This is a genomic window from Nonomuraea turcica (genome assembly GCF_030718205.1).
GTDB lineage: Bacteria > Actinomycetota > Actinomycetes > Streptosporangiales > Streptosporangiaceae > Nonomuraea.
This window is the reverse complement of record NZ_JAUZQF010000008.1, coordinates 354,293-379,848: the sequence shown is the minus strand read 5'-3', so window position 1 is coordinate 379,848 and position 25,556 is coordinate 354,293. Positions and strand designations below refer to the sequence as shown.

19 protein-coding genes are annotated in these 25,556 nt (G+C 69.3%); 8 read left to right on the top strand and 11 right to left on the bottom strand.

Translation table 11 applies throughout. The features are described from left to right. Genes Q9G87_RS22935 through Q9G87_RS22925 form a run of 3 tightly spaced genes read left to right on the top strand, consistent with a single transcriptional unit; the run spans window position 1 to window position 3,318 of the window. Entirely contained in the window at window positions 1-867 is an 867-nt protein-coding gene (locus tag Q9G87_RS22935) for a carbohydrate ABC transporter permease (protein WP_305918473.1), read from the top strand. Beyond that, the gene (locus Q9G87_RS22930; protein ID WP_305918472.1) at window positions 864-1,790 is read left to right on the top strand and encodes a carbohydrate ABC transporter permease; all 927 of its coding nucleotides are present in this window, start codon (window positions 864-866) and stop codon (window positions 1,788-1,790) included. The genes Q9G87_RS22935 and Q9G87_RS22930 overlap by 4 nt, the downstream gene beginning before the upstream one ends. A 4-nt stretch (window positions 1,791-1,794) precedes the next feature. Continuing rightward, a complete protein-coding gene (locus Q9G87_RS22925; RefSeq protein WP_305918471.1) occupies window positions 1,795-3,318 on the top strand; it encodes a glycoside hydrolase family 13 protein in 1,524 nt (507 codons plus the stop codon). Here Q9G87_RS22925 and Q9G87_RS22920 read toward each other — a convergent pair. Next, window positions 3,315-4,193 carry a LysR family transcriptional regulator gene (locus tag Q9G87_RS22920; RefSeq protein WP_305918470.1) on the bottom strand — a complete coding sequence of 293 codons (879 nt, stop codon included), beginning with the start codon at window positions 4,191-4,193 and terminating at the stop codon, window positions 3,315-3,317. The genes Q9G87_RS22925 and Q9G87_RS22920 overlap by 4 nt on opposite strands. A gap of 61 nt (window positions 4,194-4,254) precedes the next feature. On the opposite strand from Q9G87_RS22920, the gene Q9G87_RS22915 reads away from it, so the two are divergent. Further along, window positions 4,255-5,016 (top strand): SDR family NAD(P)-dependent oxidoreductase, encoded by a 762-nt coding sequence (locus tag Q9G87_RS22915; RefSeq protein ID WP_305918469.1) that lies wholly within the window; start codon window positions 4,255-4,257, stop codon window positions 5,014-5,016. Here Q9G87_RS22915 and Q9G87_RS22910 read toward each other — a convergent pair whose 3' ends face one another. From Q9G87_RS22910 to Q9G87_RS22870, 9 genes are all read right to left on the bottom strand, one after another. Then, window positions 5,017-5,883 carry a phosphotransferase gene (locus tag Q9G87_RS22910; RefSeq protein ID WP_305918468.1) on the bottom strand — a complete coding sequence of 289 codons (867 nt, stop codon included), beginning with the start codon at window positions 5,881-5,883 and terminating at the stop codon, window positions 5,017-5,019. Then, window positions 5,880-7,124: a phospholipase D-like domain-containing protein gene (locus tag Q9G87_RS22905; protein WP_305918467.1), complete on the bottom strand. Its 1,245-nt coding sequence runs from the start codon at window positions 7,122-7,124 to the stop codon at window positions 5,880-5,882. The genes Q9G87_RS22910 and Q9G87_RS22905 overlap by 4 nt, the downstream gene beginning before the upstream one ends. Before the next feature lie 70 nt (window positions 7,125-7,194). Further along, window positions 7,195-8,190: a LacI family DNA-binding transcriptional regulator gene (locus tag Q9G87_RS22900; protein ID WP_305918466.1), complete on the bottom strand. Its 996-nt coding sequence runs from the start codon at window positions 8,188-8,190 to the stop codon at window positions 7,195-7,197. 21 nt (window positions 8,191-8,211) lie between these two features. Beyond that, a complete protein-coding gene (locus Q9G87_RS22895; RefSeq protein ID WP_305918465.1) occupies window positions 8,212-9,573 on the bottom strand; it encodes a GH1 family beta-glucosidase in 1,362 nt (453 codons plus the stop codon). Next, window positions 9,570-10,373, bottom strand: a complete 804-nt coding sequence (locus Q9G87_RS22890; RefSeq protein WP_305918464.1) for a carbohydrate ABC transporter permease — start codon at window positions 10,371-10,373, stop codon at window positions 9,570-9,572. The genes Q9G87_RS22895 and Q9G87_RS22890 overlap by 4 nt, the downstream gene beginning before the upstream one ends. Further along, entirely contained in the window at window positions 10,370-11,332 is a 963-nt protein-coding gene (locus Q9G87_RS22885; protein ID WP_305918463.1) for a carbohydrate ABC transporter permease, read from the bottom strand. The genes Q9G87_RS22890 and Q9G87_RS22885 overlap by 4 nt, the downstream gene beginning before the upstream one ends. Continuing rightward, the gene (locus Q9G87_RS22880) at window positions 11,329-12,612 is read right to left on the bottom strand and encodes an ABC transporter substrate-binding protein (protein ID WP_305918462.1); all 1,284 of its coding nucleotides are present in this window, start codon (window positions 12,610-12,612) and stop codon (window positions 11,329-11,331) included. Before Q9G87_RS22880 ends, Q9G87_RS22885 begins: the two co-directional genes overlap by 4 nt. A 170-nt stretch (window positions 12,613-12,782) precedes the next feature. Continuing rightward, on the bottom strand, window positions 12,783-13,673 hold the full coding sequence (locus Q9G87_RS22875; RefSeq protein WP_305918461.1) for a serine/threonine-protein kinase: 891 nt from the start codon (window positions 13,671-13,673) through the stop codon (window positions 12,783-12,785). A gap of 38 nt (window positions 13,674-13,711) precedes the next feature. Further along, entirely contained in the window at window positions 13,712-15,565 is a 1,854-nt protein-coding gene (locus Q9G87_RS22870) for an N-6 DNA methylase (protein ID WP_305918460.1), read from the bottom strand. Window positions 15,566-15,641: 76 nt separating this feature from the next. On the opposite strand from Q9G87_RS22870, the gene Q9G87_RS22865 reads away from it, so the two are divergent. Both Q9G87_RS22865 and Q9G87_RS22860 read left to right on the top strand, forming a co-directional pair. Further along, window positions 15,642-16,412 carry a PP2C family protein-serine/threonine phosphatase gene (locus Q9G87_RS22865; RefSeq protein ID WP_305918459.1) on the top strand — a complete coding sequence of 257 codons (771 nt, stop codon included), beginning with the start codon at window positions 15,642-15,644 and terminating at the stop codon, window positions 16,410-16,412. 133 nt (window positions 16,413-16,545) lie between these two features. Further along, a complete protein-coding gene (locus tag Q9G87_RS22860; protein WP_371825810.1) occupies window positions 16,546-17,499 on the top strand; it encodes a CHAP domain-containing protein in 954 nt (317 codons plus the stop codon). 49 nt (window positions 17,500-17,548) lie between these two features. On the opposite strand, the gene Q9G87_RS22855 is transcribed toward Q9G87_RS22860, so the two are convergent. Further along, window positions 17,549-18,601 carry a glucose 1-dehydrogenase gene (locus Q9G87_RS22855; RefSeq protein ID WP_305918458.1) on the bottom strand — a complete coding sequence of 351 codons (1,053 nt, stop codon included), beginning with the start codon at window positions 18,599-18,601 and terminating at the stop codon, window positions 17,549-17,551. Window positions 18,602-18,706: 105 nt separating this feature from the next. Between Q9G87_RS22855 and icmF the strand changes: the two genes are divergently transcribed. Together icmF and Q9G87_RS22845 are read left to right on the top strand one after the other, a co-directional pair. Beyond that, on the top strand, window positions 18,707-21,880 hold the full coding sequence (icmF, locus tag Q9G87_RS22850) for a fused isobutyryl-CoA mutase/GTPase IcmF (RefSeq protein ID WP_305918457.1): 3,174 nt from the start codon (window positions 18,707-18,709) through the stop codon (window positions 21,878-21,880). Between the two features lie 77 nt (window positions 21,881-21,957). Next, a complete protein-coding gene (locus Q9G87_RS22845; RefSeq protein ID WP_305918456.1) occupies window positions 21,958-25,509 on the top strand; it encodes a S8 family peptidase in 3,552 nt (1,183 codons plus the stop codon). The last annotated feature ends 47 nt before the right edge of the window (window positions 25,510-25,556 follow it).

Here is a 25,556-nt window from a genome sequence, read left to right as displayed (position 1 = left end):
ATGGGAATCGTGAGGCGCAACCTGACGGCCTACGGGTTCCTCTGCGCGGCGCTGCTCTGCTTCACGGTGTTCGCCTGGTATCCGATGGTCAGGGAGTTCATTCTGAGCTTCCAGAAGACCGACCTGATCAACCCGCCGACCTGGGTCGGACTGGACAACTTCAAGGCAGCGGTCCAGGACCCCGCCTTCGGCGAGGCCTGGCTGAACACCGTGGAGTTCACGGTGCTCGCGCTGCTGTGCGGCTACGCCGTGCCGTTCGTCGTCGCGCTCGTGCTCAACGAGCTGCGCCACGCCCGGGCCTACCTCAGGTTCGTGGTCTACCTGCCGGTCATGCTGCCGCCGATCGTGGCGGTGCTGTTGTTCCAGTGGTTCTACGATCCAGGGCCCGGGCTGTTCAATCAGATACTCGGCTTCCTCCACCTGCCGCCGCTGGCCTGGCTGGACAGTTCCTCGACCGCGCTGATCTCGCTCGTCCTCGTCTCGACCTGGATGAACATGGGCAGCGCAACGCTGATCTATCTCGCCGCGCTGCAGAACATCCCGTCCGAGCTGTACGAGGCCGCCGAGCTCGACGGGGCCGGGATACTCAAGCGCGTCAGGCATGTCACGATCCCGCAGACGCGGCTGATTCTGCTGCTCATGCTCATGCTGCAGATCGTGGCGACCATGCAGGTGTTCATCGAGCCGTACATGCTCACCGGCGGCGGCCCGGAGAACGCGACCGTGAGCGTGGCGTACCTGATGTACCAGTTCGCCTTCTCGCAGATGAACTACGGCCAGGCCGGGGCGCTCGGCATGCTCCTCATGCTCGCGCTGCTCGTCTTCGCCGTCGTCCAGCTCCGTACGACACGGGAGGACAAGGCGTGATCGCCATCGATACCCGCGTGGCGGCCGGGCGGCGCCGCAAGAGGGCGCCTAAGCCCATCCACGTCCAGTTCCGCACGATCGTCTCACCGCACCAGCTCAACAGCCGGTGGGGACGGCGGATCTACTGGCTCGTCCTGGTCGCGGTCGTGGTCCTGTGCACCCTGGCCTTCGTCTTCCCGCTCTACTGGATGGTCTCCGGCGCCATGAAGACGCCGGAGGAGATCGCCCAGATGCCGCCGACGCTCTTCCCCGAGGATCCGGCGTTCGGCAACTTCTTCGAGGCGTGGGAGCTGTTCGACATCGGCACGCTGCTGGCGAACACCGCCTACTACTCGCTGGGAGCCTGGCTGTTCTGCATGGCGGTGGACGTCACGGCCGCGTACGCGTTGTCGAAGCTGCGGCCTATGTTCGGCAACGTCATCCTCGGCGCGATGCTGGCCACGCTGATGATCCCGCCGATGGTGATCCTCATCCCGCTCTATGTGACGATCGTGGATCTGGGATTGCTCAACAATCCGTGGGGGCTGTGGTTGCCCGCGGCGGCCAACGGCTTCAACATCTTCCTGCTCAAGCGCTTCTTCGACTCCATACCGCGGGAGTTGATCGAGGCGGCGCAGATCGACGGCGCGGGGCCGCTCAGGGTCCTGCGGTCGGTCGTGCTGCCGGTCTCCAGGCCGATTCTCGGCGTGGTGTCCATCTTCACGATCGTCACCTCGTTCAAGGATTTCGTCCTGCCGCTGCTGGTCATGACCGACAGCGAGAAGATGACGATCAGCGTGGGCCTGTCGCAGACGGCCGGGGCGGTAACCCAGAACCAGGTCATGGGCGGTCTGGTCATCGCCAGTATCCCCATGATCATCGTTTTCTTCGTCTTCCAACGGCACATCATGGCGGGCCTGACCGCCGGAAGCATCAAGGGATGAGCGCATGTCGCAAACGTGGTGGCGGGGGGCCGCGATCTACCAGGTCTACCTGCGGAGCTTCGCAGACGGGAACGGAGACGGCGTGGGCGACCTCGCCGGCCTGCGCTCCCGTCTGCCCTACCTGAAGGACCTCGGGATCGACGCGATCTGGCTCAACCCGTGGTATCCGTCGCCGATGGCCGACGGCGGTTACGACGTGGCCGACTACCGGGACATCGAGCCGGTCTTCGGCACGCTGGCCGAGGCCGAGCGGTTCATCGAGGAGGCGCACGAGCTCGACATCAAGGTCATCATCGACGTGGTGCCGAATCACAGCTCGACGCGGAGCGCCTGGTTCCAAGAGGCGCTGGCGAACCCGGCGGCCAGAGACCGGTTCTGGTTCGCCGACGAGCCGCTGAACGACTGGCAGTCGATCTTCGGCGGCTCGGCGTGGACGCGGGTGCCCGACGGGCAGTGGTACCTGCACCTGTTCGCCCCCGAACAGCCGGACTTCAACTGGGCCAACCCGGACGTGCACCGGGAGTTCGAGGACGTGCTGCGGTTCTGGTTCGACCGCGGTGTGGACGGCTTCCGCATCGACTCGGCGGCCCTGCTGTTCAAGTCCGACAGCGCGTACGAAGACCTCGACGAGGTTCACGACGTCTACCGCCGGTGGCGCGAGGTGGCCGACGAGTACGGCGAGCGGGTCCTGATCGGCGAGCTCTGGCTCCCCGACCAGGAGCGTTTCGCCCGCTATCTGCATCCCGACGAGCTGCACACGGCGTTCAACTTCGACTTCCTGTCCTGCCCGTGGGAGGCGGCCGAGCTGCGCCGCGTGATCGACCTGACCCTGGCCACCCACACCCCCATCGGCGCCCCGCCGACCTGGGTGTTGTCCAACCACGACGTGACCAGGCCGGTCACCCGCTACGGGCGCGCCGACACCGCGTTCGCCCACGGCGGCCGGCTCCACGGCGCCCCGTCCGATCTGGAGCTGGGCTACCGCCGCGCCCGCGCGGCCGCGTTGTTGTCGATGGCGCTGCCCGGCTCGGTCTACGTCTACCAGGGGGAGGAGCTGGGGCTACCGGAGGTGGAGGACCTTCCGGACGAGCTGCGCCAGGACCCGATGTACGCCAGGTCCGGCGGGACCAACCCCGGCCGGGACGGCTGCCGGGTCCCGCTGCCCTGGTCGGGAGAGGAGCCGCCGTTCGGCTTCGGCGCCGGCACGCCCTGGCTCCCGCAACCCGAGGGCTGGCGCAAGCTGACGGCCGAGGCCCAGCGTACGGACCTGGGCTCGATGCTCAACCTGTACCGCGCGGCGTTGCGCATCCGCCGGGAGTCGGCAGGGGACGGGACCATGAGCTGGCTCCCGATGGGCGAGCAGGTCCTGGCCTTCCGCCGCGACTCGGACCTCACCTGCGTCGTCAACCTGGGTCCAGACCCGGTTCGCCTGCCGCCGGGCCAGGTCGTCTTGGCCAGCGGCCCGCTGGAGGACGGTGCCCTCCCCAGTGACACCACGGTCTGGCTCGCCGGCGATGACGGGTGCTAAGGCGACACGCACATGCAGCTGACGAATTTCTCCACCAACGCCCGCACGGCCCGCCGCCGATCGTCGCGCCGCCAGACAACGGCCAACGTGCTCGGCGGCAGCCCGGCGACCGGCCGACAGACCACGTCGTCCCGGCGGTACAGCTCCGCGTTCCCTGCCGACACCAGCGCCACGGCCCGCCCCGAGGCGACGAGCTCGAACGCCTCCTCGGCCGTCTCCGCCTCCGCCCCCACCACGGCCGGCGCGGAGCGCTGATCGTTGGCCAGCCAGAAGTCCCGCATGGGCCCGGCCGAGACCGGCAGCGCTACGAAAGGCTCCCCGGCGAGCTCGGCGAACCCGACCACGGTGTGGGAGGCGAGCCGATGCCCGGCCGGTAGCGCCACCCACCGGTCCTCGGTGCTCACGACCGTCCAGGAGTAGTCTCCGTCGCCGGGCATAGGCAGCCAGGCGACGGCCACGTCGACCTGCCCGTCACCCAGGCCCACCGTGGGGTCGCGCCACGGCACCTGGCGGAAGCGCAGATCCCACTCGGGCAGGGCGGCCGTGATGGACGGCACGAGCCCGCGCCCGATCCGCGTCTGGAACCCCACCACCAGGATCCGGTCCTCGCGTGCCGCCACCACGGCACGCTGCGCGCCCTCCCACTGCTCGATGATCTGGCGGGCCAGCGGCAGCAGCGCAGCTCCTGCGGCGGTCAGCGCCACCGTACGCCGGTCGCGCTGGAACAACTTCGCCCGCATGGACAGCTCCAGCTGCCTGATCTGCCTGCTCAACGAGGGTTGCGAGATGAACAGCCGCTCGGCGGCCGCCCGCGTGAAGCTCAGCTCCTCCGCGACCGCCACGAAATACCGCAGATCCCGGATATGGGCATCCATAGCAAAAAGCTATAACAGCCGGTCTTGGACGGGTACGCGAGTCGCGCCCCACGATGAAGTCATGAGTGATCTGTCAGGAAAGACCGCACTGGTAACCGGGGCCTCGCGCGGAATCGGACGTGCCATCGCCCTACGCCTCGCCGCCGACGGCGCCCGCGTGATCGTCCATTACGCACGCAACGACGACCTCGCCAAGGAGACGGTGGCGGCGATCGAGCGGGCGGGCGGGGAGGCGTACGCGGTGCGGGCCGCCTTCGAGGACGGCGTCGACGCCTTGTTCGAGGGGATCAGGGAAGACCGCCTGGACATCGTGGTGAACAACGCGGCCATCCTGGCCGGGACCCTGGGCACGGTGACGGAGGAGCGTTTCGACCAGGTCTTCGCCGTGAACGTGCGGGCGCCGTACTTCATCATCGAACGCTCCCTGCCGCTGCTGAACGACGGCGGCCGGATCATCAACATCTCCTCGGCCGTCGTCCGCATCGCCCTGCCCGACCTCGTCTACTCCATGACCAAGGGCGCACTCGACACCCTCGGCTTCAGCCTGGCTCCTATCCTCGGCGCCAGGAACATCACCGTGAACACCGTCTCGCCGGGCGTCACGGAGACCGACATGAACGCCTGGCTCCGCGACGACCACGACGGCGTGGCCGAGCGGCAGGTCACCGACGTCACCGCGCTGGGCCGCATCGGCCGCCCCGAGGACATCGCCGACGCCGTGGCCCTGCTCGCCGGGGAGGACTCCCGCTGGATCACCGGCCACGTCCTGGACGTCACCGGCGGCTACTTCCTCGGCCCTCAAGGCGGCGTGGTCCCCGTCTGATCAACGGGTGGCGCCGCTTGGGTCGCGGAGCCAGGCCTCCAGCGCCGCGCGTGCCGTACCGGCCTCCGAGGGGAACCGCAGCGCCCTGACCAGCATCCACAGCGTGCCCTGCAGCCCGCGTGCCGCAAGGAAGGCCCGCAACCCCGGATCGTCGGGGTCGGCACCGTAGGCCCGCACGGCCGCCCGCCCGTCGAGCCTGGTCGTGCGGAGCAGGCACGCCAGATCCCACGCGACGGGCGCGGCCATGGTCTCCTCGAAGTCGTTCCACAGCAGCCCGTGGGGGGTGGCGAGCAGATTCCCCGGGTGCGCGTCTCCGTGGACGGCCTGCACCGCATCGCCGTCCAGCCGCGCCGCCAGCCCCGCGTGCGCCTCCCGCAGCCGCACCAGCACGTCCGCCTCGACGTTGCCACCGAGCAGCTCCAGCAGCCGCGCGGGCTCGTCGAGCACCGGCCCGAGGTACGGCAACCGGCCGGGAAAGCGGCGCATGGCTTCGTGGAGCCCGGCCAGGCCGCGCCCGGCCTGCTGCGGGGTGACCGCGTAGTCCGGATCGTGCTCGACATGGGTCCAGAACGACACCGCAACCCCGTCGCGCACATGCGGCCCGGCCGGCAGCAGGTCGCTCGGCGGCACCACAGGCGCGCCCACCCCGCGCAGGTAGGAGACGACCTCCAGCTCGCGCCGCAGCACGTCCGCGGGCCGCGGCCGGCCGAGTGCCGTGACCGTCGGCACCCGCGCCACGATCGGCGCGGGTCGCATATGGATCCGCAGGTTGAAGGAGTCCGTGAGCACCACGGGCTCCCGCACCCGCACGCCGTGCTCGGCGGCCACAGCGACGGCGGCGGCCACGGCCGAGCTGCGGGAGATCACGCCTGGCAGGCCGTTCGGAGACCGTAGAACCACGACAGGTATTGGCTGTGGATGCCGCGGCCAGAGATCCGTACGAAGGAGTCGTCAGAGTTCTCCATGTACGTGAAGTTAGCGCTTCCCGTGTAGACCCGGGGTGTGATGTCGTCGTCGTAGAAGCCGTCGATCATCATGACCTTGTTGTGCGTCACCACGTCCCGCGTCCCCACCCGGAACCGGCACGGGGTGACCTGGATGGTCCTGCCGTTGACGGACTTCGCGAGCGTCTGCCGGATCGTGTCATCGACGTTCTTGGACGTGGCCCCGGCGGCGTTCTCGTAGTAGACGATGTCGATCCAGCAGTTTTCGCCGCGCAGCCGGACCAGCTCGTTCGCGATCGCCACGCGGTTCTTGTTGAACGCGGTCAGCGCCATGCGGATGTCGGTCTGCCGGGTGACGCCGTCGGTGTCGCGGTAGCTGCACTCGATCAGCTTCAGGATGGAGACGATGGGATCCGGATCCGTGACCGGCCTGGGCATGAACGTGGCCCGGTTGGTGGTCCCCGTGGGTGTGGTCCAGTAGTAGCCGGGGTTCACGGCCTTGCGCCGGCCGGACTGGAGGTCCGCGAAGTACGTGCGGTAGGCGTTGTAGACGGTCGCGTCCGTGAACGTGTACGCGTCGTTGAAGGAGTTGTACAGATACCAGTCGGACAGGTTCGAGGAGGTCTGGAAGACCATGTTGGCGTGGGACGTGCCGTTGACCACGACGCTGGAGAACAACGCGAACTTGCTGTGCATGTAGTTCCTGGCGATGCAGCCGCGGTCGACGGCGGACTCGTCAGGATATTCGCAGCGGATCACCCACGACCCGGCCGCCTCCGAGCTGCCGAGCGCCGCACGCAACGTGGTGGTCACCGCGTCGTTGACGCCGTTCTCCAGGCTGTCGAGGATCACTTTCACCTGCACGCCCCGCCCATGCGCGGCGATCAGCGCGTCGGCCACGTCACTGGAGCGGTGCCCCGGGGCGAACTCGTGCATCACGAAGCGGATCTCCCCGCCGCCCGGCACCGCCTTGATCAGCCTGATCAGCTGGTCCATGACGGCCGACTGCCGCGCGCTCGGGACACCGGCCGCGCCCGAGTCGGCGGTCGGGTCGTTGAACACCGGCGCGTTGAGCACGGGCGGCCCCGTGACGTCGGCCGACGCCGGCCGCGTGCCGATCAGCAGGCCCGTGAGCAGGCATAACGCGAGAACGATCCGGCGCATGTGGGGGTGTCCCTTCGGGCAGGCAGCGCTCCCCGACAAGATCGCGTCAACAGCCGGATTTGTCAATGAGTCAAGCCGACTCGCGGATCACCAGCTCCGTCGGCAGGATCACCGGGTCCGCAGGACCGTCCTCGAACAGGCCGAGCAGCAGCCGGACCATGGCCGCCGCCTGCTCGATCACCGGGTGCCTGAGCGTCGTCAGCGGCGGCTCGGTGTATTTCGCCGCCTCGATGTCGTCGAAGCCCACCACGGCCACGTCGTCGGGCACCCGGCGGCCCGCCTGGCGCAACGACTGCAGGGCGCCGACCGCCATCAGGTCGTTGGCCGCGAAGACGGCGTCCAGCGACGGGTCGTCGCCGAGCAACTGGCGCATCGCGACCGCGCCCGACTCGCGGGTGAAGTCGCCGACCGCCACGATCGAGCGGAGGTCGGAGTCGCGCAGCACGTTGCGGTAGCCGGCCAGCCGGTCCTGGCCGGCGATCATGTCCTGGGGCCCCGCGATCGTCGCGATCCTGCGCCGCCCCTGCTCCACCAGGTGCCTGACGCCCGCCTCCGCGCCGCCCAGGTTGTCGTTGTCGACGTAGGGGATGTTCACGGGGACGGCGGGCCGCCCGTAGGAGACGACGGGGACGCGCAGGCGCGACAGCGCCGACGGCAGCGGGTCGGCGCCGTGCATGGAGATCAGCATGACCCCGTCCACGTGCCCGCCCGCGATGTAGCGCTCCACCCGGGCATGGCTCCTGGCGTTGGACGCCAGCATCAGCACGACCTGCTTGTTGGCCTCCTCCAGCTCCACCGACGCCGACCTGATCGCCATGGAGAACCACGGGTCGTCGGAGAAGACCCTGGTGCCGGGCTCGCTGATGACCAGCGCGATGGAGTCGGTGCGCTGGGTGACCAGGCTGCGCGCGGCCGAGTTGGGCACGTAGCCCAGCTCGTCGATCGCGCGCAGCACCGCGTCGCGGATGTCCGGCGCCACCGTCGTCTGCCCGTTGACCACGCGGGAGGCGGTGGCACGCGAGACCCCCGCCCGGGCGGCGACCGCCTCCAGGGTCGGGCGTCTCATGAGGGGATTCACATGAAAAATCTACAGGCCGTTCCTGCCTATGACGTCGCGGTACCACAGAGCGCTGTCCTTGAGCACCCTGGTCTGCGTCGCGTAGTCCACGTGCACGATGCCGAACCGCCGCCGGTACCCCTCGGCCCACTCGAAGTTGTCCAGCAGCGACCAGACCAGATAGCCGCGTAGATGCGCGCCCGCCTCGATGGCCCGCCACACCTCGCGCAGGTGCCCGTCCAGGTACGCCAGCCGGTCCGCGTCGTGCACCCGCCCGTCCTCCACGACGTCGTCGAAGGCCGCGCCGTTCTCGGTGACCATGAGGCCGACCTGGGGATAGTCCCGGGAAAGCCGGACCAGCAGCCGGGACAGGCCGTCGGGGACGATCGGCCAGCCCATGGCGGTCGTCGGCGCGTCCGCGGCGGCGAAGCGCAGGCCCTCAGAGCCGGGCCAGGCCGCGTCGGCGGGCAGGCCGGGCCCGGACTCGACGACGCACGGGTTGTAGTAGTTGATGCCGATCAGGTCGATCGGCGCGTTGATGAGCGCCAGGTCGCCGTCCAGGATGTGGCCGGTGCCACCGTTGCACGCCGCCGCCTCCAGGACCTCAGGCGGGTACGTGCCGTGCACGGCCGGGTCCAGGAACTGCCTGGTCAGCAGTGCGTGGATGCGGTGGACCGCGGCCGCGTCCGCCTCGCTCGGCACCGCGGAAGGGTCGTTGACCTGGGCGGGCGTCAGCACCGGCGCGGAATTGACCACCAGCATGACGCTGCCGGGGCGCAGTCGGCGCGCGGCGAGCCCGTGGCCGAGCAGCAGGTGGTGCGCCGAGCGCAGGGCGTCGGCCGGGTCGCGGCGCCCCGGTGCGTGCACGCCGTTGCCGTAGCCGAGGTACGCCGCGACCCACGGCTCGTTCAGCGTGGCCCAGTCGCGGACGCGGTCGCCGAGCCGGTCGTGCACGGCCGAGGCATAGTCGGCGAACCGATAGGCCGTATCCCGATTTGTCCAACCACCGCGGTCTTCGAGGGCTTGAGGAAGATCCCAGTGATAAAGCGTGACATAGGGCGTAATCTCTGCGGCAAGCAGCTCATCGACGAGCTTGTCGTAGAACGCCAACCCGCGCGGGTTGATCGACCCCGCACCGTCGGGCTGGATGCGCGGCCACGCGATCGAGAACCGGTAGGCGGCCAGCCGCAGCTCGCGCATCAGCCCGATGTCGTCCTTGTAGCGGTGGTAGTGGTCGCACGCCACGTCACCCGTGTCGCCGTCGGCCACGTTCCCGGGGGTGTGGGAGAAGGTGTCCCAGATCGACTGGCCCCGCCCGTCCTCCTTGACCGCCCCCTCGATCTGATAGGAGGCCGTCGCGGCTCCCCAGACGAAGTCCTCGGGAAAGATCATCCCTTTACCGCTCCTTGCATGATTCCGCCGATGATGTGCTTGCCGAACAGGGCGAAGACGGCCACGAGCGGGAGGGTCCCGATCGCGGTGCCGGCCAGCCCCAGCACGTAGTCGTTGACGTACCCGCTGGCCAGCGTCGACAAGGCCACCTGGACCGTAGGGTTGTCCGGGTTCAGCACGACCAGCGGCCAGAAGTAGTCGTTCCAGGCCGACATGAACGTCAGCATGCCGAGCACCGCCGCCGCCGGCCGCGCGGCGGGCAACACAACGTGCCAGAAGAGTCCCCACGTCGAGCATCCGTCCACCCGCCCGGCCTCCAGCAGCTCGGTGGGCAGCGCGCGCGACAGGTACTGCGTCATGAAGAACACGCCGAACGCGTTGACCAGCGCGGGCACGATCAACGCGTAGTTGGTGCCGGTCCACTCCAGCTTCACCATGAGCATGTACAGCGGGATGATGCCGAGCTGCGCCGGGACCATCATGGTGGCGACCGTGATCACCAGCATGATGTTCCTGCCCCTGAACGTCAGCTTGGCGAAGGCGAACCCCGCCAGCGTCGAGAAGAACATCACGGCGATCGAGATCGACCCCGCCACGATGACGGAGTTGACCAGCGCGAGGCCGAACGGGACGGTGTCGAAGACACGGGAGACGTTGGCGAAGAAGTTCCCGCCGGGGATCAGCGGCGGCGGCACCTGAGCCAGTGCCGAGTTGTGCCTGGAGGCCACCACGACGCTGTAGTACAGCGGGAAGGCCGAGAAGAACGCCACAGCGGTCAGGGTCAGATAACGCAACCTCATACCAGCCCGCCCCTCACCCGGCGGGTGATCAGGAAGTTGATCCCGGCGACGACCACCACGGCCAGGAACATCAGCCACGAGGCGGCCGAGGCGTAGCCGAAGTCGAACGTCGAGTTCGCGAAGCCCTGCTCGTAGACGAACAACGCGAGGGTCTGGAACTGCCGGTCGGGGCCGCCGGTGGCGATGCCGCCCCCGCCGCCGCTGCTCTGCCCGAACAACATGGGCTCGGCGATGATCTGCATGGCGCCGATCGTGGAGACGATGACGACGAAGACGATCGTCGGCCGGATCATCGGGATCGTGATGCTGCGCAGCTGCTTGAAGGTGCTCGCGCCGTCCAGCGTGGCGGCCTCGTACAGCTCGCGCGGGACGGCCTGCATGGCGGCCAGGAAGATCAGCGCGTTGTAGCCGGTCCAGCGCCACATGATCATCACGGACAGGGCGAGGTGCGAGGTCGCGGTGCCCGCCGCCCAGTCGATGTTCCCGACGCCGAACCACGACAGCACCCAGTTGATCATTCCGAAGTCGCGACCGAACAGCTGGCTGAAGATCACCACGACTGCCACGACGCTGGTGACGTTCGGCAGCAGCAACGACACGCGGAACAACGTCTGGAAGCGCAGCCGCCGGTTGAGCAGGTGCGCCAGCCAGATGGCCAGCGCCAGCTGCGGCACGGTCGACAGCACGCCGATGGACAGCGTGTTGAAGGTGGCGTTCCAGAAGTACGCGTCGGCCAGCAGAGTCGAGAAGTTGCCCAGCCCGACGAACTCCTGCGTCTCCGACAGTAGCGTCCACTCGTGCAGACTCACCCAGGCCGTGTAGACCAGCGGGAACAGCCCGAAGGCGCAGAACAGCAGGAAGAACGGCGCCACGTAGGCGTACGGCGACACCCTCACGTCGAGGGTGCGCCGCACGCTGCGCCTACGCCGTCGCGTGAGAGCGAGGGGAAGGGTGCTCATTTGATCTTCTTGACGTCCTCGAGCACCTGCGCCCACGCCTCGTCGGGGGTCTGCTTGCCCTGCTCGACGCGGCCGAGCCCGTTGCCGATGGCCACGCGGACGTCGCCTTCCTTGGGACCGAGGTGCTGCGGCTTGAGCGCCTTGGCGGCCTCGGAGTAGATCTTGCCGATGGGGGCGTCGCCGAAGAACGGCTTGGTGAAGTTCTGGATCGACGGGTCGTCGTACAGGGCCGGGATGGACGGGAACGTTCCTTCCTCCTTGAACACCTTGGCCTGGTTCTCCTTGGAGGTCAGGAAGTTGATCAGCTCGGCCGCCTCCTTCGGGTGCTTGCTCTGCTTGGGCACCATCAGGTGCGAGCCGCCGCTGTTGCCCGAGCCGCCGGGCACGGTCGCGATGTCCCACTTGCCGGAGGCGTCCTTGGCCTGCTCCTGGATGAAGCCGGTCATCCAGGCCGGGCAGATGATCGTGGCGAACGAGCCCTTGGCGAAGCCGGTGTTCCACGGCGGTGAGAAGGCCGCGAGCTTGGCGGTCAGGCCCTCCTGGGTGAGCTGGTTGGACAGGTCCCAGGCCTTCTTCACGTCAGGGTTGGAGGCCACGATGATGTTGTCCTGGGCGTCGTACAGGCCGATCGGGGCCTGGTTGACCATGGCGCGGAAGATCTCACCGGGGGAGTCCACGAACTTCGCGCCGGCCACGTCGGCCGCCGCGAACTTCTTGCCGGTCGCGATGTACTGCTCCCACGTCGGCCAGAGCGCCGCCACCTCGGTCCGGTCCGTCGGCAGCCCGGCCTTGTCGAACAGGTCCTTGCGGTAGCACATGGCCAGTCCGCCGACGTCGGTGCCGAGTCCGAGTACCTGCGTGCCGTCCTTGCTCAGGCCCTGCTGCCACTTCCAGTCCAGGTAGTCGGCCTTGCGCTGGTCGAGCCCGTACTGCTGGAGATCGACGAACTTGCCGGGCTGCGCCGTGAACGTGCTGATGTAGCCGACCTCGACCGCCTCGACGTCCCCCGCGCCCGCGTTCGTGGCCAGCCGCTTGACCAGGTTGGTGTGGTGATCGTTGAACTGGGTGACGTTCTCGACGATCTCGATGTTGGGGTGGGTCTTCTTGTACTCCTCATAGAGCGGCTTGAAGCCGAAGTCGCCGAAGAGGCCGACGGTCAGCTTGATCTTCTCTCCCGGCTTGGAGCTCGTCTGGGTGGCGGTGTTCCCTCCGCCGCCGCACGCGGCCGTGAGCAGGGCGGCGGCGAGCAGGGGCACGGCGAGCCGGATCCGAGGGGTCATGGAACCCTCCTGTGCAGGAGTCTGAGGTTTCTAGGTGAGAGAGCGCTCTCTCAAGAGATTCGTAGCACGCACACACCTCTGTCAAGGGAGTTAGATAACGATCGGTGTTACGTGAGAGAGCGTGTTCACGCCTGGGTCCCAGGCATGCGTCGAGGAACGCGCGGCGTGGTTCAGCCGCTGAGGGCGCGGCCCGCCATGCGGGCGTACATGCGGCCGGGGCTCGGCGCCTTGGTCAAGAAGCCGGGCAGCATAGGCAGCTCGACGGCGAACGGGTCGAGCCGCTGGTACAGCTCGTTCGCGTCCGCGGGCCGGTCGTCCGGCTGCTTCTCCAGCAGTTGCGCCAGCAGCGTGCTCAGCTCGGCGGGAATGCCGGGAACGGCCGGCGGGCGCTCCTTGACCTGCTTCTCGAAGACCACGTAGTCGGTGGGACCGGTGAACAACTGGTGGCCCGTCAGCATCTCGTGCAGGACGCAGCCGAGCGAGTAGAGGTCGCTGCGCGGCTCGGCGACGCCGTGCTGGATCTGCTCGGGCGCCATGTACGCCGGCGTCCCGAGGATCTGCCCGATCCTGGTGAACGTGGTGACGTCCGCGTCCCGCAGCATGGCCAGGCCGAAGTCCAGCACCTTCACGCTGCCGTCCGGGCAGAGCATGAGGTTCGTCGGCTTGAGGTCGCGATGGCAGATCGCCAGGGCGTGCGCCGCCGAGAGCACCGCGCACGCCTGGGCCGCGATGGCGGCCGCCCACGGCACGGGCAGCGGGCCGTGCTCGCTGACCACGTCGGCCACCGTCACACCCTCGATGAACTGCATCACCTGGTAGAGCCGCTGCTCGTGGGTGCCGAAGTCGTAAAGCACGGGCGCGCCGGGATGCTCCAGCCTGGCCAGGATGCGGGCCTCACGGATGAACCGGCTCTCCAGCTCGTGATCAGGGCCGCCGGGCAGCCTGAGCAGCTTCACCGCCACCCGGCGGTCCAGGTGGCGGTCGTGGCCGGCGTAGACGGCACCCATGCCGCCTTGACCTAGAGGGAGGTCGTCGAGCTCATATCGGTCGCCGATGACCATTCGCCCCTCCCCGCAGCCTTTCGGGAAAAACTACACCGTTAGGACTGCGGGTGCAGGTGGCCGTCGGCCAGGCCGTCGAGACCCAGTCTGATCAGCGTCTGCCCCAGCGTCGAGGTCTCGCGGATGGCGTCTTCGAGCACGGCGAGCTGGCGGAAGGCCTCGCCGTACGCCTTCTGCTCCTTGAGCGACAGCCGCGGCAGGCGAGTGCGGCGCACGTCGAACCTGCTGGAGCCGGTCGTGGCCCGGCCGCCGGCAGCCCGCAGGTAGCCGGCCAGGAAGTCCGGATCCAGCCGGCGGGAGTCCACCCGGTAGAGCGTCAGGTGTGCGCCCAGCACCGCGCCGCCGTCGGCCATCACACGCACGCTGGAGTAGGAGGCCACCACGTCGCCGGGGCGGATCGTGATCAGGCCCTGCTGCGTGGTCGTGGAGCCGGACGGCGGCGTGCCGTTGAGCACGTCGTCCGCGGTGAGGACCGGGACGTCGCCGCCGTCGGCGGTCATCTTGGGCGGGGCCTGCGACGTGGTCACCAGGCCCTCCTTGATCAGGTCGCCCAGCGTCGTGGCGGGCTGGTCCAGCGGCTGCTCCAGGACCTTCAGGTCGGGCGGCACGGCGGCAGCCGCGAGGAAGCGGTCACGTGCCTCGGCGAAGGCCCGGCCGACGTCGTCGCGGCGCTGGTGCCGGGCCGGGGTCATGTCGACCTCGTCGGCCAGCAGGTCGATGATGCGCACGGTCTGGTCGGAACGGTCCTCCAGGTAAGCCTGCCAGGCCGGCTCCACGCTCCCGAGGTCGGCGGTGGCGTCGAGGATGAGCACTTCGGACGGCGGCCGCTCGCCCGCGGCCGGACGGCGCAGCAGCCACAGGTCCGAGCCCGGCAGCGCCACGACGGCACGCAACGCGCCGGCGCGCAGCAGGTTGGCGCGGATGCGGCGGCCGGCCTTGCGGCTCGCGGCGGCCGGGGGCATCAGGATGGCGACCAGGCCGCCGGGCTTGACGTGCGTGAGGCAGTGTTGCACCCAGGCCAGCTCGGGCTCGCCGCGTGGCGGCAGTCCGTACTCCCAGCGCGGGTCGCCGGTCAGCTCCTCGTAGCCCCAGGCCCGCTCATTGAACGGCGGGTCGCACACCACCGCGTCGGCCCGCTCACCGGCGAAGCCGTCGTGGCGCATCGCGTCGCCGGCCACGATCTCGGCGTCGATGCCGCGCAGCCTGAGCCTGGAGGCGGCGATGGCGGCCGAGGTCTCGCTGAGCTCCTGTCCCAGCACGCGCGCCGGGTCGGCGGGGGTCAGCAGCAGCGTGCCGACCCCGCAGGCGGGGTCGAGGACCGTCGAGCCCTCCGCGTGCACGAGCCGGACCATCAGCTCGGCCACGTCCTCGCGGGTGACCGAGAGCTGCCGGGAGTGGGACTCGAGGTAACGCTCGCACAGGAACTCGTACGCGGTCAGCGGGTCGTGCCGGTCGGCCAGCTCCATCACGAGCCCGGCCGACTCGGGATCCAGGTCCCCCTTGACACCGGCCGGCCGCGGCCCGGTGCCGGCCTGCGCCGGATCACCACCGGACTCCTGAGGGGCGCCCCCAACCTGCGCCGGGCCGTCGCCGAGGGCTCCTTGATGACCGGTCAGCAGGGCTCCTGCCTGGGCCACCAACTCGCCCAGCCGCAAATCGCCGGTGGCTTTCAGGCGTTGCCACACCCGATCTCCCAGTGAGACCTGGTAGGACTTCCCATAGCGGCGCAGCCAGGACTCGACCTGGCGCAGTGAGAACAGCGGCTGGTTGGCGGTGCCGCCGATGGGCTGGGGAAAGTCGTCGTGGCGGCGGCGCCAGTTGCTCACCGCGGCCCGCCCGACACCGGCGAGCCGGGCGATGTCCCCGGCGTTGACGGTCGGGTCGTGGCTCATGGAGCCCACAGTAGTTCACAAGAGTCTTCAGCGCATCTGCTTGTGAAGTCTTTCAACCAATGATTTACTGCAAGGTATGAAGCACAACATCCGCTATGCCGCCGGATCAGACGTGGGCCGCCGCAGGGAGCAGAACGAGGATTCCGGCTATGCGAGCGGCCGGTTGCTCGTGGTGGCCGACGGAATGGGCGGGCACGCGGCCGGCGAGCTGGCGAGCTCGGCCGCCATCTCCGTCATGCGCGAGCTGGATGCCACGCTTCCCGAGACCGGCGCCGACCTGGAGGTGGCGCTGGAGGGCGCCGTGCAGGAGGCTGGGCGCCGGTTGGTCGAGCTGGCCGACATCGACCCCGCGCGCCGGGGGATGGGGACCACGGTGACCGCCATGTTGTGGGACGGCTACCGGTTCGCCCTGGCTCATCTTGGTGACTCCCGCGGATACCTGTTGCGTGATGGTGCTCTCTACCAGATGACCAAGGATCACACACTGGTGCAGTCGATGGTGGACGAAGGGCGGATCACGGAGGATCAAGCCGCCGTGCATCCCCGGCGTTCGATGGTGTTGCGGGTGCTGGGCAGCGAGGGCAGGGCCGAGCCTGACATGGCGCTGCGCGAGGCCGAGCCTGATGATCGCTACCTCCTCTGCTCCGACGGGCTGACGACGGTCCTCGGGCCCGAGGTCCTGCACGAGGTGCTGACCACGGTGGCAGACCCGGCGGCGGCCGTCCAGCGGCTGATCGATCTGGCCAACGAAGGCGGGTCGCCCGACAACGTCACCGTGATCGTGGCCGACGTGGTCGCGCCGGGCGCGGGGGACGTGTCCGTCTATCGCGTTGGCGCCGGCTCCTAACGTGAGTCGTCGATAGTCCCAGCTGTCTCATCAGTCACTTAGCCGATATTTCAACTCATTTCAAGACACTTTCCCGGTCAGCTGCGCAATTTCTTGACGGCGCTATTACAGTCCATCGTGATTTGCCGGTTTTCTGGGAGGAGTCACCCTGGACCCGATCGCTGACGAGCTGCTGGAAACGGTACGGCAGGAACTCGGCTATAAGGAGAAAGGCGGCCAGTTCACCAAGTTCGGCCAGTGGTACGCGGATCGCGTCCAAGACACCCAGTACCGCAATGCGCCGTGGTGTGACATGTTCCTGGCCTGGGCGGCCGACAAGGCGGGCCTGACCCAATATGTCGGCGGGTTCGCCTGGACGCCGTCGCATGCCGCCTGGTTCATCAAGCAGGGCGCCTGGACGCAGCAGCCCGAGCCCGGCGCCCTTGTCTTCTTCGACTGGCGCGGCGGCAAGAGTTACAAGGGCATCGACCACGTCGGGGTCGTGGAGCGCGTCGAGGGCAAGAAGATCCACACGATCGAGGCCAACGTCGACCGCGTCTGGCTCAAGCGCAAGACCCGGGAGACCGACAAGGTGGTCGGGTACGGCGTGCCGCGGCTGGTCAAGGCCGCTGCCGCCGAGAGACCCGACGAGATCCGCACCACGGAGCGGCCCTTCATCTCGACGCCGCGGGCCGAACCCGGGCCGGGTTCGCCACTGGATGTGTTAGGCACGCCGCCCGCGCTGCTGGCCGCCATGGTGCTCATGACCATCGTGCTCTCCTTACGCGTCACCGGCCGCCGCCGCGGCACGCACCGCCGCCTCACCTGGCTCCGGCCATGGAACGCGCCAACCGGCCGGCGCACGGAGAAGCCGGCGACCCGCCCCTCGTCCCACGGCATGCTCTCTCTGCCTGATGAGGACAAGCCTCGCGAGAAGGCTTCGGTGGGAGCGTCGAAGGCGCTGGCGGGCGCCGCCAAGACACGCGCCGCCACCACGCAGTCCCCCCAACCTGGCCGATCCACCAAAGCCCGCGTCACGGCCGGCTCGGGCCATGCGGCCACCCGGCACTCCACCCCCACCCGGCGCAAGCCCTACGACCCCACCTAGGCCACCCGGCTGGGGTCTTACACGGGGAGGCGCTGGGAGCGTCGCCGGGCTACGAAGCGAGGTCGATGACGACCTTGACGTCGTCTCCTCCGGGCTCGAAGGCGTCCAGGGCGTGCTCCAGCGGCACCCGCCGCGTGATGAGCCGCTCCAACCAGCCAGGATCCGCCTTGGCCAGCGCCGCGGCCGCATCCCTGTAGTGCCGCTGGTTGGCGTTGACGGTGCCGAAGACCACGTCGTTCTCCAGCACGATGTCCCGGTTGATGACACCGGCGTCCACCCGGTGCGTACGGCCGCCGGGCGAGAGGCCGCACAAGCAGAGGATGCCCGCCGGGGCCGTGGTGATCATGGCGTCCATGACGAGCTGCCCCACCCCGGTGCACTCGATGATGATGTCCGGTTTGTCAGAGGCGAACGCCGCCAGCGACGCCGCCGAGTGGTACGTCCCGCCCAGATCGTTCACCAGCTGCGACTTGAGCCCTTCCGGAGCCCGGTCGAGCACGTGCACCTCGAGCCCCCGCTGCTGCCCTATCAGCGCGGCCAGCAGCCCGATCGGCCCCGCCCCGGTCACGAGCAGCGTGCGTGGTTCGAACCAGGTTCGAGAGCCGATCCGCTCGATCTGCTCCCACGCCTTGGCCACGATCGACGCCGGCTCCATCAGCATGCCGACGCGCTCTAGCGACGGGTCCAGGCGCACCGCGTACGCGGCCTCGATGGTCCAGAGCTCGCTGGCGTACCCGTCGATCTCCTTGATGCCGCGCTCGGTGTAGCGGCCGTTGCGGCACATGTCGAACTCGCCGCGCCGGCATGCCCCGCACGGCACGGGATCGGGCCGGCGTACGACGCCGACCACCAGGTCGCCGGGGGAGAACGCGGACCCTTCCGGCACTTCCAGCACCCGGCCGAGCGACTCGTGCCCGATGATCATTCGCTCCTCGCCCGGCGGCGGCCAGCCGTACTCGGCATCCGCCAGCTCCCGGTCGGTCCCGCAGATGCCCAGCGCGAGCCCTTGGACGAGCAACTCGCCCTTGCCGGGCTCGGGATCGGGCACGTCTCGCACGTCGAGCGTTCCCTTGTGGCCTGGCGCAAACGTCAGTGCACGCATCCGGCGTCACCCCCTCGGCGGGTCCCCTACCCCGGACGTCCTTGGGAAATAGTAGGACGTCCTAGTATCTTCGAAGAGAGAGCCCTCACGAAGGAGTGATCAGGCGTGCACGTCCCGGTACACCCCGTCCGTTTCGTGACCGCCGCGGCCCTGTTCGACGGGCACGACGCGGCGATCAACATCATGCGGCGCATTCTCCAGTCGCAGGGCGCCGAGGTGATCCACCTCGGGCACAACCGCTCGGTCGAGGAGATCGTCACGGCCGCCATCCAGGAGGACGTCCAGGGTGTGGCGATCAGCTCCTACCAGGGCGGGCACGTCGAGTTCTTCACCTATCTGGTGGAGCTGCTGCGTGAGCGCGGCGCGGGGCACGTGAAGGTCTATGGCGGCGGCGGGGGCGTGATCGTGCCCGAGGAGATCGAGCTGCTGCACGAGCGCGGCGTCACCCGCATCTTCTCGCCCGAGGACGGCCAGCGGTACGGCCTGCCCGGCATGATCAACAAGCTGATCGAGGACTGCGACGTCGAGCTGGGCGACCCGCCCGCGGCGGAGGCGGTGGTCGCCGGCGACCAGGCGGCGCTGGCCCGGGCGATCACGCTCATCGAGAGCGGCCGGGCGATCGAAGGGCTGACGGCGGACAAGCGCGCGCCGGTGCTGGGCATCACGGGCACGGGCGGGTCGGGCAAGTCCTCGCTCACCGACGAGCTCGTCCGCAGGTTCCGCGTCGACAACGACGACAAGCTGCGCATCGCCGTCATCGCCATCGACCCCACCCGCAGGCGCGGCGGCGGGGCGCTGCTCGGCGACCGCATCCGCATGAACAGCCTGGGCCCCCAGGTCTACTTCCGCTCCCTCGCCACCAGGGGCGCCGCCAACGAGGTGCCCGCCTGCCTCGACGAGGTGATCAACGCCTGCCGGGCGGCCGGCTACGACCTCGTGATCGTCGAGACGCCGGGCATCGGCCAGGGTGACGCCGGCATCGTTCCCCACGTGGACGTGCCCATTTACGTGATGACCCCCGAGTTCGGCGCGGCCTCCCAGCTCGAGAAGATCGACATGCTGGACTTCGCCGAGGCCGTCGTGATCAACAAGTACGAGCGCCGCGGCGCGGAGGACGCCCTGCGCGACGTGCGCCGCCAGCTCGTACGCAACCGCGAGGCGTTCGGCGCCCGGCCCGAGGACATGCCCGTCTTCGGCACCATCGCCGCCCGCTACAACGACGCCGGCGTCACGGCCCTCTACCACCACCTCAAGGGTCTCCTGCTGGAGGACGCGGGCCCCGGCCTGCTGCCGCAGGTGTCCGGGCGCACCTCCCAGGTCTCTGCGGCGATCGTGCCGCCCGCCAGGTCCCGCTACCTGGCCGAGATCGCCGAGGCCGTCCGCGCGTACCACGCCGAGACCCTGGCCCAGGCGGAGGTGGCGCGCCGTCGCCAGCAGCTGGCCGCCGTCCAGCAGCTCATGAACGACGACCGGCTCAAGGATCTGCACGCCCAAGCCGACCGCGAGCTCACCGACGAGAGCCGCACCCTGATCGACACCTGGCCGGCCGTCAAGGAGCGCTACACCGCCGACGAGCTGGTCGTGAAGGTACGCGACCGCGAGATCCACACCCCGCTCTGGCGCGAAACGCTTTCGGGCAACCGCGTGCCCCGCGTGGCCCTGCCCCGCTATACCGACCACGGCGACCTGCTGCGTTTCCTGCGGGGCGAGAACCTTCCAGGAACGTTCCCGTTCACGGCCGGCGTGTTCCCGTTCAAGCGTGAGGACGAGGATCCGACCAGGATGTTCGCGGGCGAGGGCGACCCGTTCCGCACCAACCGCCGCTTCAAGCTGCTGTCGCGGGGCCAGCCCGCGACTCGGCTGTCGACGGCGTTCGACTCGGTGACGTTGTACGGCCACGACCCCGACCCCCGTCCCGACATTTACGGAAAAGTCGGCACCTCGGGTGTCTCCATTGCAACCCTCGACGACATGAAGGTGCTCTACGACGGGTTCGATCTGTCGGCGCCCAACACGTCGGTGTCCATGACGATCAACGGCCCCGCGCCCACGATCCTGGCCTTCTACCTCAACACCGCCATCGACCAGGCACTCGATCGTTTCCGCGGCGAGCACGACGGCCGGGAGCCCACGCCTGAGGAGGCCGCGGAGCTCCGGGCCCGCACGCTGGCCACCGTCCGCGGCACCGTCCAGGCCGACATCCTCAAGGAGGACCAGGGCCAGAACACCTGCATCTTCTCCACCGAGTTCAGCCTGCGGATGATGGCCGACATCCAGGAGTGGTTCATCCAGAACGGCGTGCGTAACTTCTACTCGGTCTCGATCTCCGGCTACCACATCGCCGAGGCCGGCGCGAACCCGATCAGCCAGCTCGCCTTCACCCTGGCCAACGGGTTCACGTACGTGGAGGCGTATCTGGCCCGCGGCATGAACATCGACGACTTCGCGCCGAACCTGTCGTTCTTCTTCTCCAACGGCATGGACCCCGAGTACAGCGTGCTCGGCCGGGTGGCCCGCCGCATCTGGGCGGTGGCCATGCGGGAGCGCTACGGCGCCGCCGAGCGCTCGCAGAAGCTGAAGTACCACATCCAGACCTCGGGCCGGTCCCTGCACGCCCAGGAAATGAACTTCAACGACATCCGCACCACCCTGCAGGCCCTGATCGCCATCTACGACAACTGCAACAGCCTGCACACCAACGCCTTCGACGAGGCCGTCACCACCCCGTCGGCCGACTCGGTCCGCCGTGCCATGGCGATCCAGCTCATCATCAACCGCGAATGGGGCCTGGCCAGGAACGAGAACCCGCTGCAGGGCTCGTTCATCATCGAGGAGCTGACGGACCTGGTGGAGGAGGCGGTGCTCGCCGAGTTCGAGCGCCTGTCGGACCGGGGCGGCGTGCTGGGCGCGATGGAGACCGGCTACCAGCGCGGCAAGATCCAGGACGAGTCCATGCTGTACGAGATGCGCAAGCACGACGGCTCGCTGCCGATCATCGGCGTGAACACGTTCACGAAGGAGCTCGACGAACCGGCGCCGCACACGCTGGAGCTGGCCAGGGGCACCGAGGAGGAGAAGCGCTCGCAGCTCGACCGGCTCCAGGCCTTCCACGAGCGCAACCTCTCGGAGACCCCCGCACAGCTGGCACGGCTGCGCGAGGTGGCGATGTCGGAAGGCAACGCGTTCGAGGTGCTGATGGAGGCCGCCCGCCACTGCTCGCTCGGTCAGATCACCGACGCCCTGTTCGAAGCGGGAGGCCAGTACCGCCGCAACGTCTGACGGGCTCCCGCCAGGGCGGGTTCCCGCCACGTGAATGACCTTCCCCGGGGCATGGCGGGAGGAGTGGAATCCACCGCATGCCCCTCAATTTCCCCGCCAGAACGCTGGCCGCCGCGGCGCTCGCGGCGACGGCGTTAGCCGCACCGACGGCCGCGCACGCGGACTCCCGGGAGCCGACACCCCGGGAGCCCGCGCCCCAAGAGACGGAGATCACCCTCATCACCGGCGACCGGGTCCATTACGTGGACGGCCCGGGCGACCGGGACACCGTCACCGTGGACCGGCCGGACGGCGCGCAGGGCGGCGTCCAGGTCCTCCAGACCGACGGGAAGGTCTACGTGCTGCCCGACGAGGCCGTGCCGCTGATCGCGGCCGAGCGGCTCGACCGGCGGTTGTTCGACATCGCGGGCCTGGCGGCCATGGGCTACCAGGGCACGCCGCCGATGATCGTCACCTACTCGGGCCCCACGCCCCGCTCGATGACCGGCGCCGAGGTCGTCAGGCCGCTGCCCAGCGTCAAGGGCGCGGCGCTTCAGGTCGGAGCCGATCCGCGCCCGTTCTGGAACACGATCGCCGCCCCCGCGGCCAGATCGGGCGGCATTGCCAAGGTCTGGCTCGACGGCAAGGCCAGGGTCTCGCTGAAGGAGAGCGTGCCGCAGGTCGGCGCCCCGCAGGCATGGGCCGCCGGCTACGACGGCAAGGGCGTCAAGGTCGCCGTGCTCGACACCGGCGTTGACGGCACCCATCCCGATCTCCAGGGCCGCATCACGGAGTCCGCCAGCTTCGTGCCCGGCGAGGAGGTCAAGGACGTCAACGGCCACGGCACCCACGTCGCCTCCACGGTCGCGGGCACCGGCGCCGCCTCGGCCGGCGCGAACAAGGGCGTCGCCCCCGGTGCGGACCTGCTCATCGGCAAGGTGCTCGCGGACAACGGCTATGGCCAGGACTCGTGGATCATCGCGGGCATGGAGTGGGCCGCGGCCCGGGCGAAGGTCGTCAGCATGAGCCTGGGCAGTGACGTGCCCGACGGCGGCGCCGACCCGATGGCCCAGGCGGTGGACAACCTGTCGAAGCAGCACGGCACGCTGTTCGTGATCGCGGCGGGCAACAGCTACGGCGCGGGCACGATCGGCGCGCCCGGCTCCGCGGCCTCGGCGCTGACCGTGGGCGCGGTGGACAAGGCAGACGAACGGGCCGCCTTCTCCAGCATGGGGCCGCTGGACCGGACGTACGGGCTCAAGCCGGATATCTCGGCTCCCGGCGTGGGGATCAACGCGGCGCACTCGTCGTACAACGACGAGGCGAGCGGGCCGTACTGGCAGCTGGACGGCACCTCCATGGCCACCCCGCACGTCGCGGGCGCGGCGGCCATCCTGGCCCAGCGGCATCCGGACTGGACCGGGCAGCAGGTCAAGGACGCCCTGATGAGCTCGGCGAAGGCGCTGCCGTACACGCCGTTCGAGCAGGGGACCGGGCGGCTCGACGTGGCCGCGGCCCTCGGCGCGGCGGTCACCGCGACAGGCTCGCTGCCCACCGCCTTCTACGACTGGCCGCACGCCGCCGAGGACCCCAAGACAGCCAGAACGATCGCCTACCGCAACGACGGCGACTCCGAGATCACCCTCGACCTGGCCGTCACCGGCTCCGACGCGGCCGGCCTGTCCCCGGCGAAGCTCACCGTCCCCGCGCACGGCACCGCCGAGGCCACGCTCACCATCGACCCGGCGAAGCTCGACCCCGGCACGAATGTCTCCGGCCTGGTGACCGCCACCTCGGGGCAGACCGTCGTCCGCACGTCGTTCGGCGCGGCCAAGGAGCGCGAGCTGTATGACCTGACGCTCAAGCTGCGTGACAGGGGCGGCAGGCCCGCCTCAGGACACATCGTGCTGGCCGGATTCGACGGCAGCATGGTGGCCTACGCGGTGGACGGGGAGCGCACGCTGCGCCTGCCGCCCTCCACGTACACGGCGTACTCGCTGCTGGAGGTGGCGGGCGAGCGGGCCGACACGCGCGGCATGGCGCTGCTCACCGACCCGGAGATCACGCTCGACCGGGACACGGAGGTCGCGCTCGACGCGAGCCGGGCCAGGCGGACCAGCGTCACCACCCCCAAGATCGGCGAGCGTCGGCAGATGCAGCTCGACTTCCTCAGGACCATCCCCGACATGAGGCCGGTCAGGCTCGGCTACATCCTGCCCATCTGGTACGAGAGCGTGTACGTCTCCCCGACCGAGAAGGTGACCAAGGGCTCGTTCGACTACCTGACCCGCTGGCGAATGGGCGAGCCCTCGCTGACCATCGACTCGCTGATCACGACCGTGCAGGGCGGCGGCACGCTCACCGACGGCCGCACGACGCTCACGACGGTCGCCGCCGGAAAGGGCGCGGCTCAGGACTACGCGGGCGTCGACGCCAAGGGCAAGGCCGTCATCGTCACGCGCAGCGCCGAGGTGAGCCCCGAGGAGCGGGCCCAGCAGGCGATCGCCGCAGGCGCCAAGCTGCTGGTCGTCGCGAACGACCAGCCGGGACTCCTCTACGAGTGGTACGGCGAGGAGCTCCCCATCCCGGTCGTGCTGATCCCGCGCGACAGCGCCGCCGGGCTGGCGGGCAAGACGGTCGAGGTCACGCAGAAGCGCTACGCGTCCTACCTGTACGACCTGGTGGACCTGCACAAGGGCGGCGTCCCCGACCGGGAGCTGACCTACCGCCCGCGACACCTGGCACAGGTACGCGGCGTCTACCACGGCGCCACCACCGGCCAGGAGGGCGGCGGCTTCCGCTACAATCTCCAGGATGGCTGGGGCCCGGCCATCGGGTTCAGGGAGCGCGAGTACTTCCCCGCCGAGCGCACCGAATGGGTGACGACCGGCAGCGGCTACCGCTGGTACGAGACCCACTTCATCGGCGGGGACGACGACTGGGAGATGCGCCAGCAGCCTCAGGTCTACCGGCCGGAGCAGAGGGTCACGCACGAATGGTTCGCGCCCGTGGTGCGGCCCAGGCTGGGCACGGAGTACTGGGGGCCGTTCCGCGAGGACGACGGCGGGATGCAGCTCAACATCCCACCGCTGAGCGACGGCACGCCCGGGCACTCGGGTGGCGGCGGGGACGAGTACGCCACCATGTCGATCGCGCTCTACCAGGGTGACAAGCTGATCAAGCAGTCGAAGGGTCGTGCGCTGACGGTCTGGACCGCCCTGCCCGACGAGGCGGCGCCCTACCGTGTCACGCTCGACGTGAACCGGGACGCGCAGCGCTGGCGCACGTCCACGCGCACCCACACCGAGTGGGGCTTCGTGTCGGCCAAGCCTCCGGCCGGCAGCGACTACCGCACCGACATCCCCATGATGCAGCTGGACTACGACGTCAAGGCGGCCGGACCGCTCGTCAAGATCGGCTTGTCGGCGACCACGCAGGAGTGGCTGGACGGAGCGAGCAAGGCCACGAAGGCCACGCTGTCAGTCTCCTACGACGACGGCGCCTCCTGGCAGCCGGCCAAGCTCGTGCCGGACGGCGCGGGCGGGTGGGCCACTGTCGTGAAGGGCGGCTCGCTGTCGCTCAAGGCCACCGCGGCGGACACCAAGGGCAACACGGTGAGCCAGGAGATCATCCGGGCGGTCGTGAGCTAAATAACCGTGCAGTCACGATTCGGGGCCGAAGGGGCATTTGTCGCCTT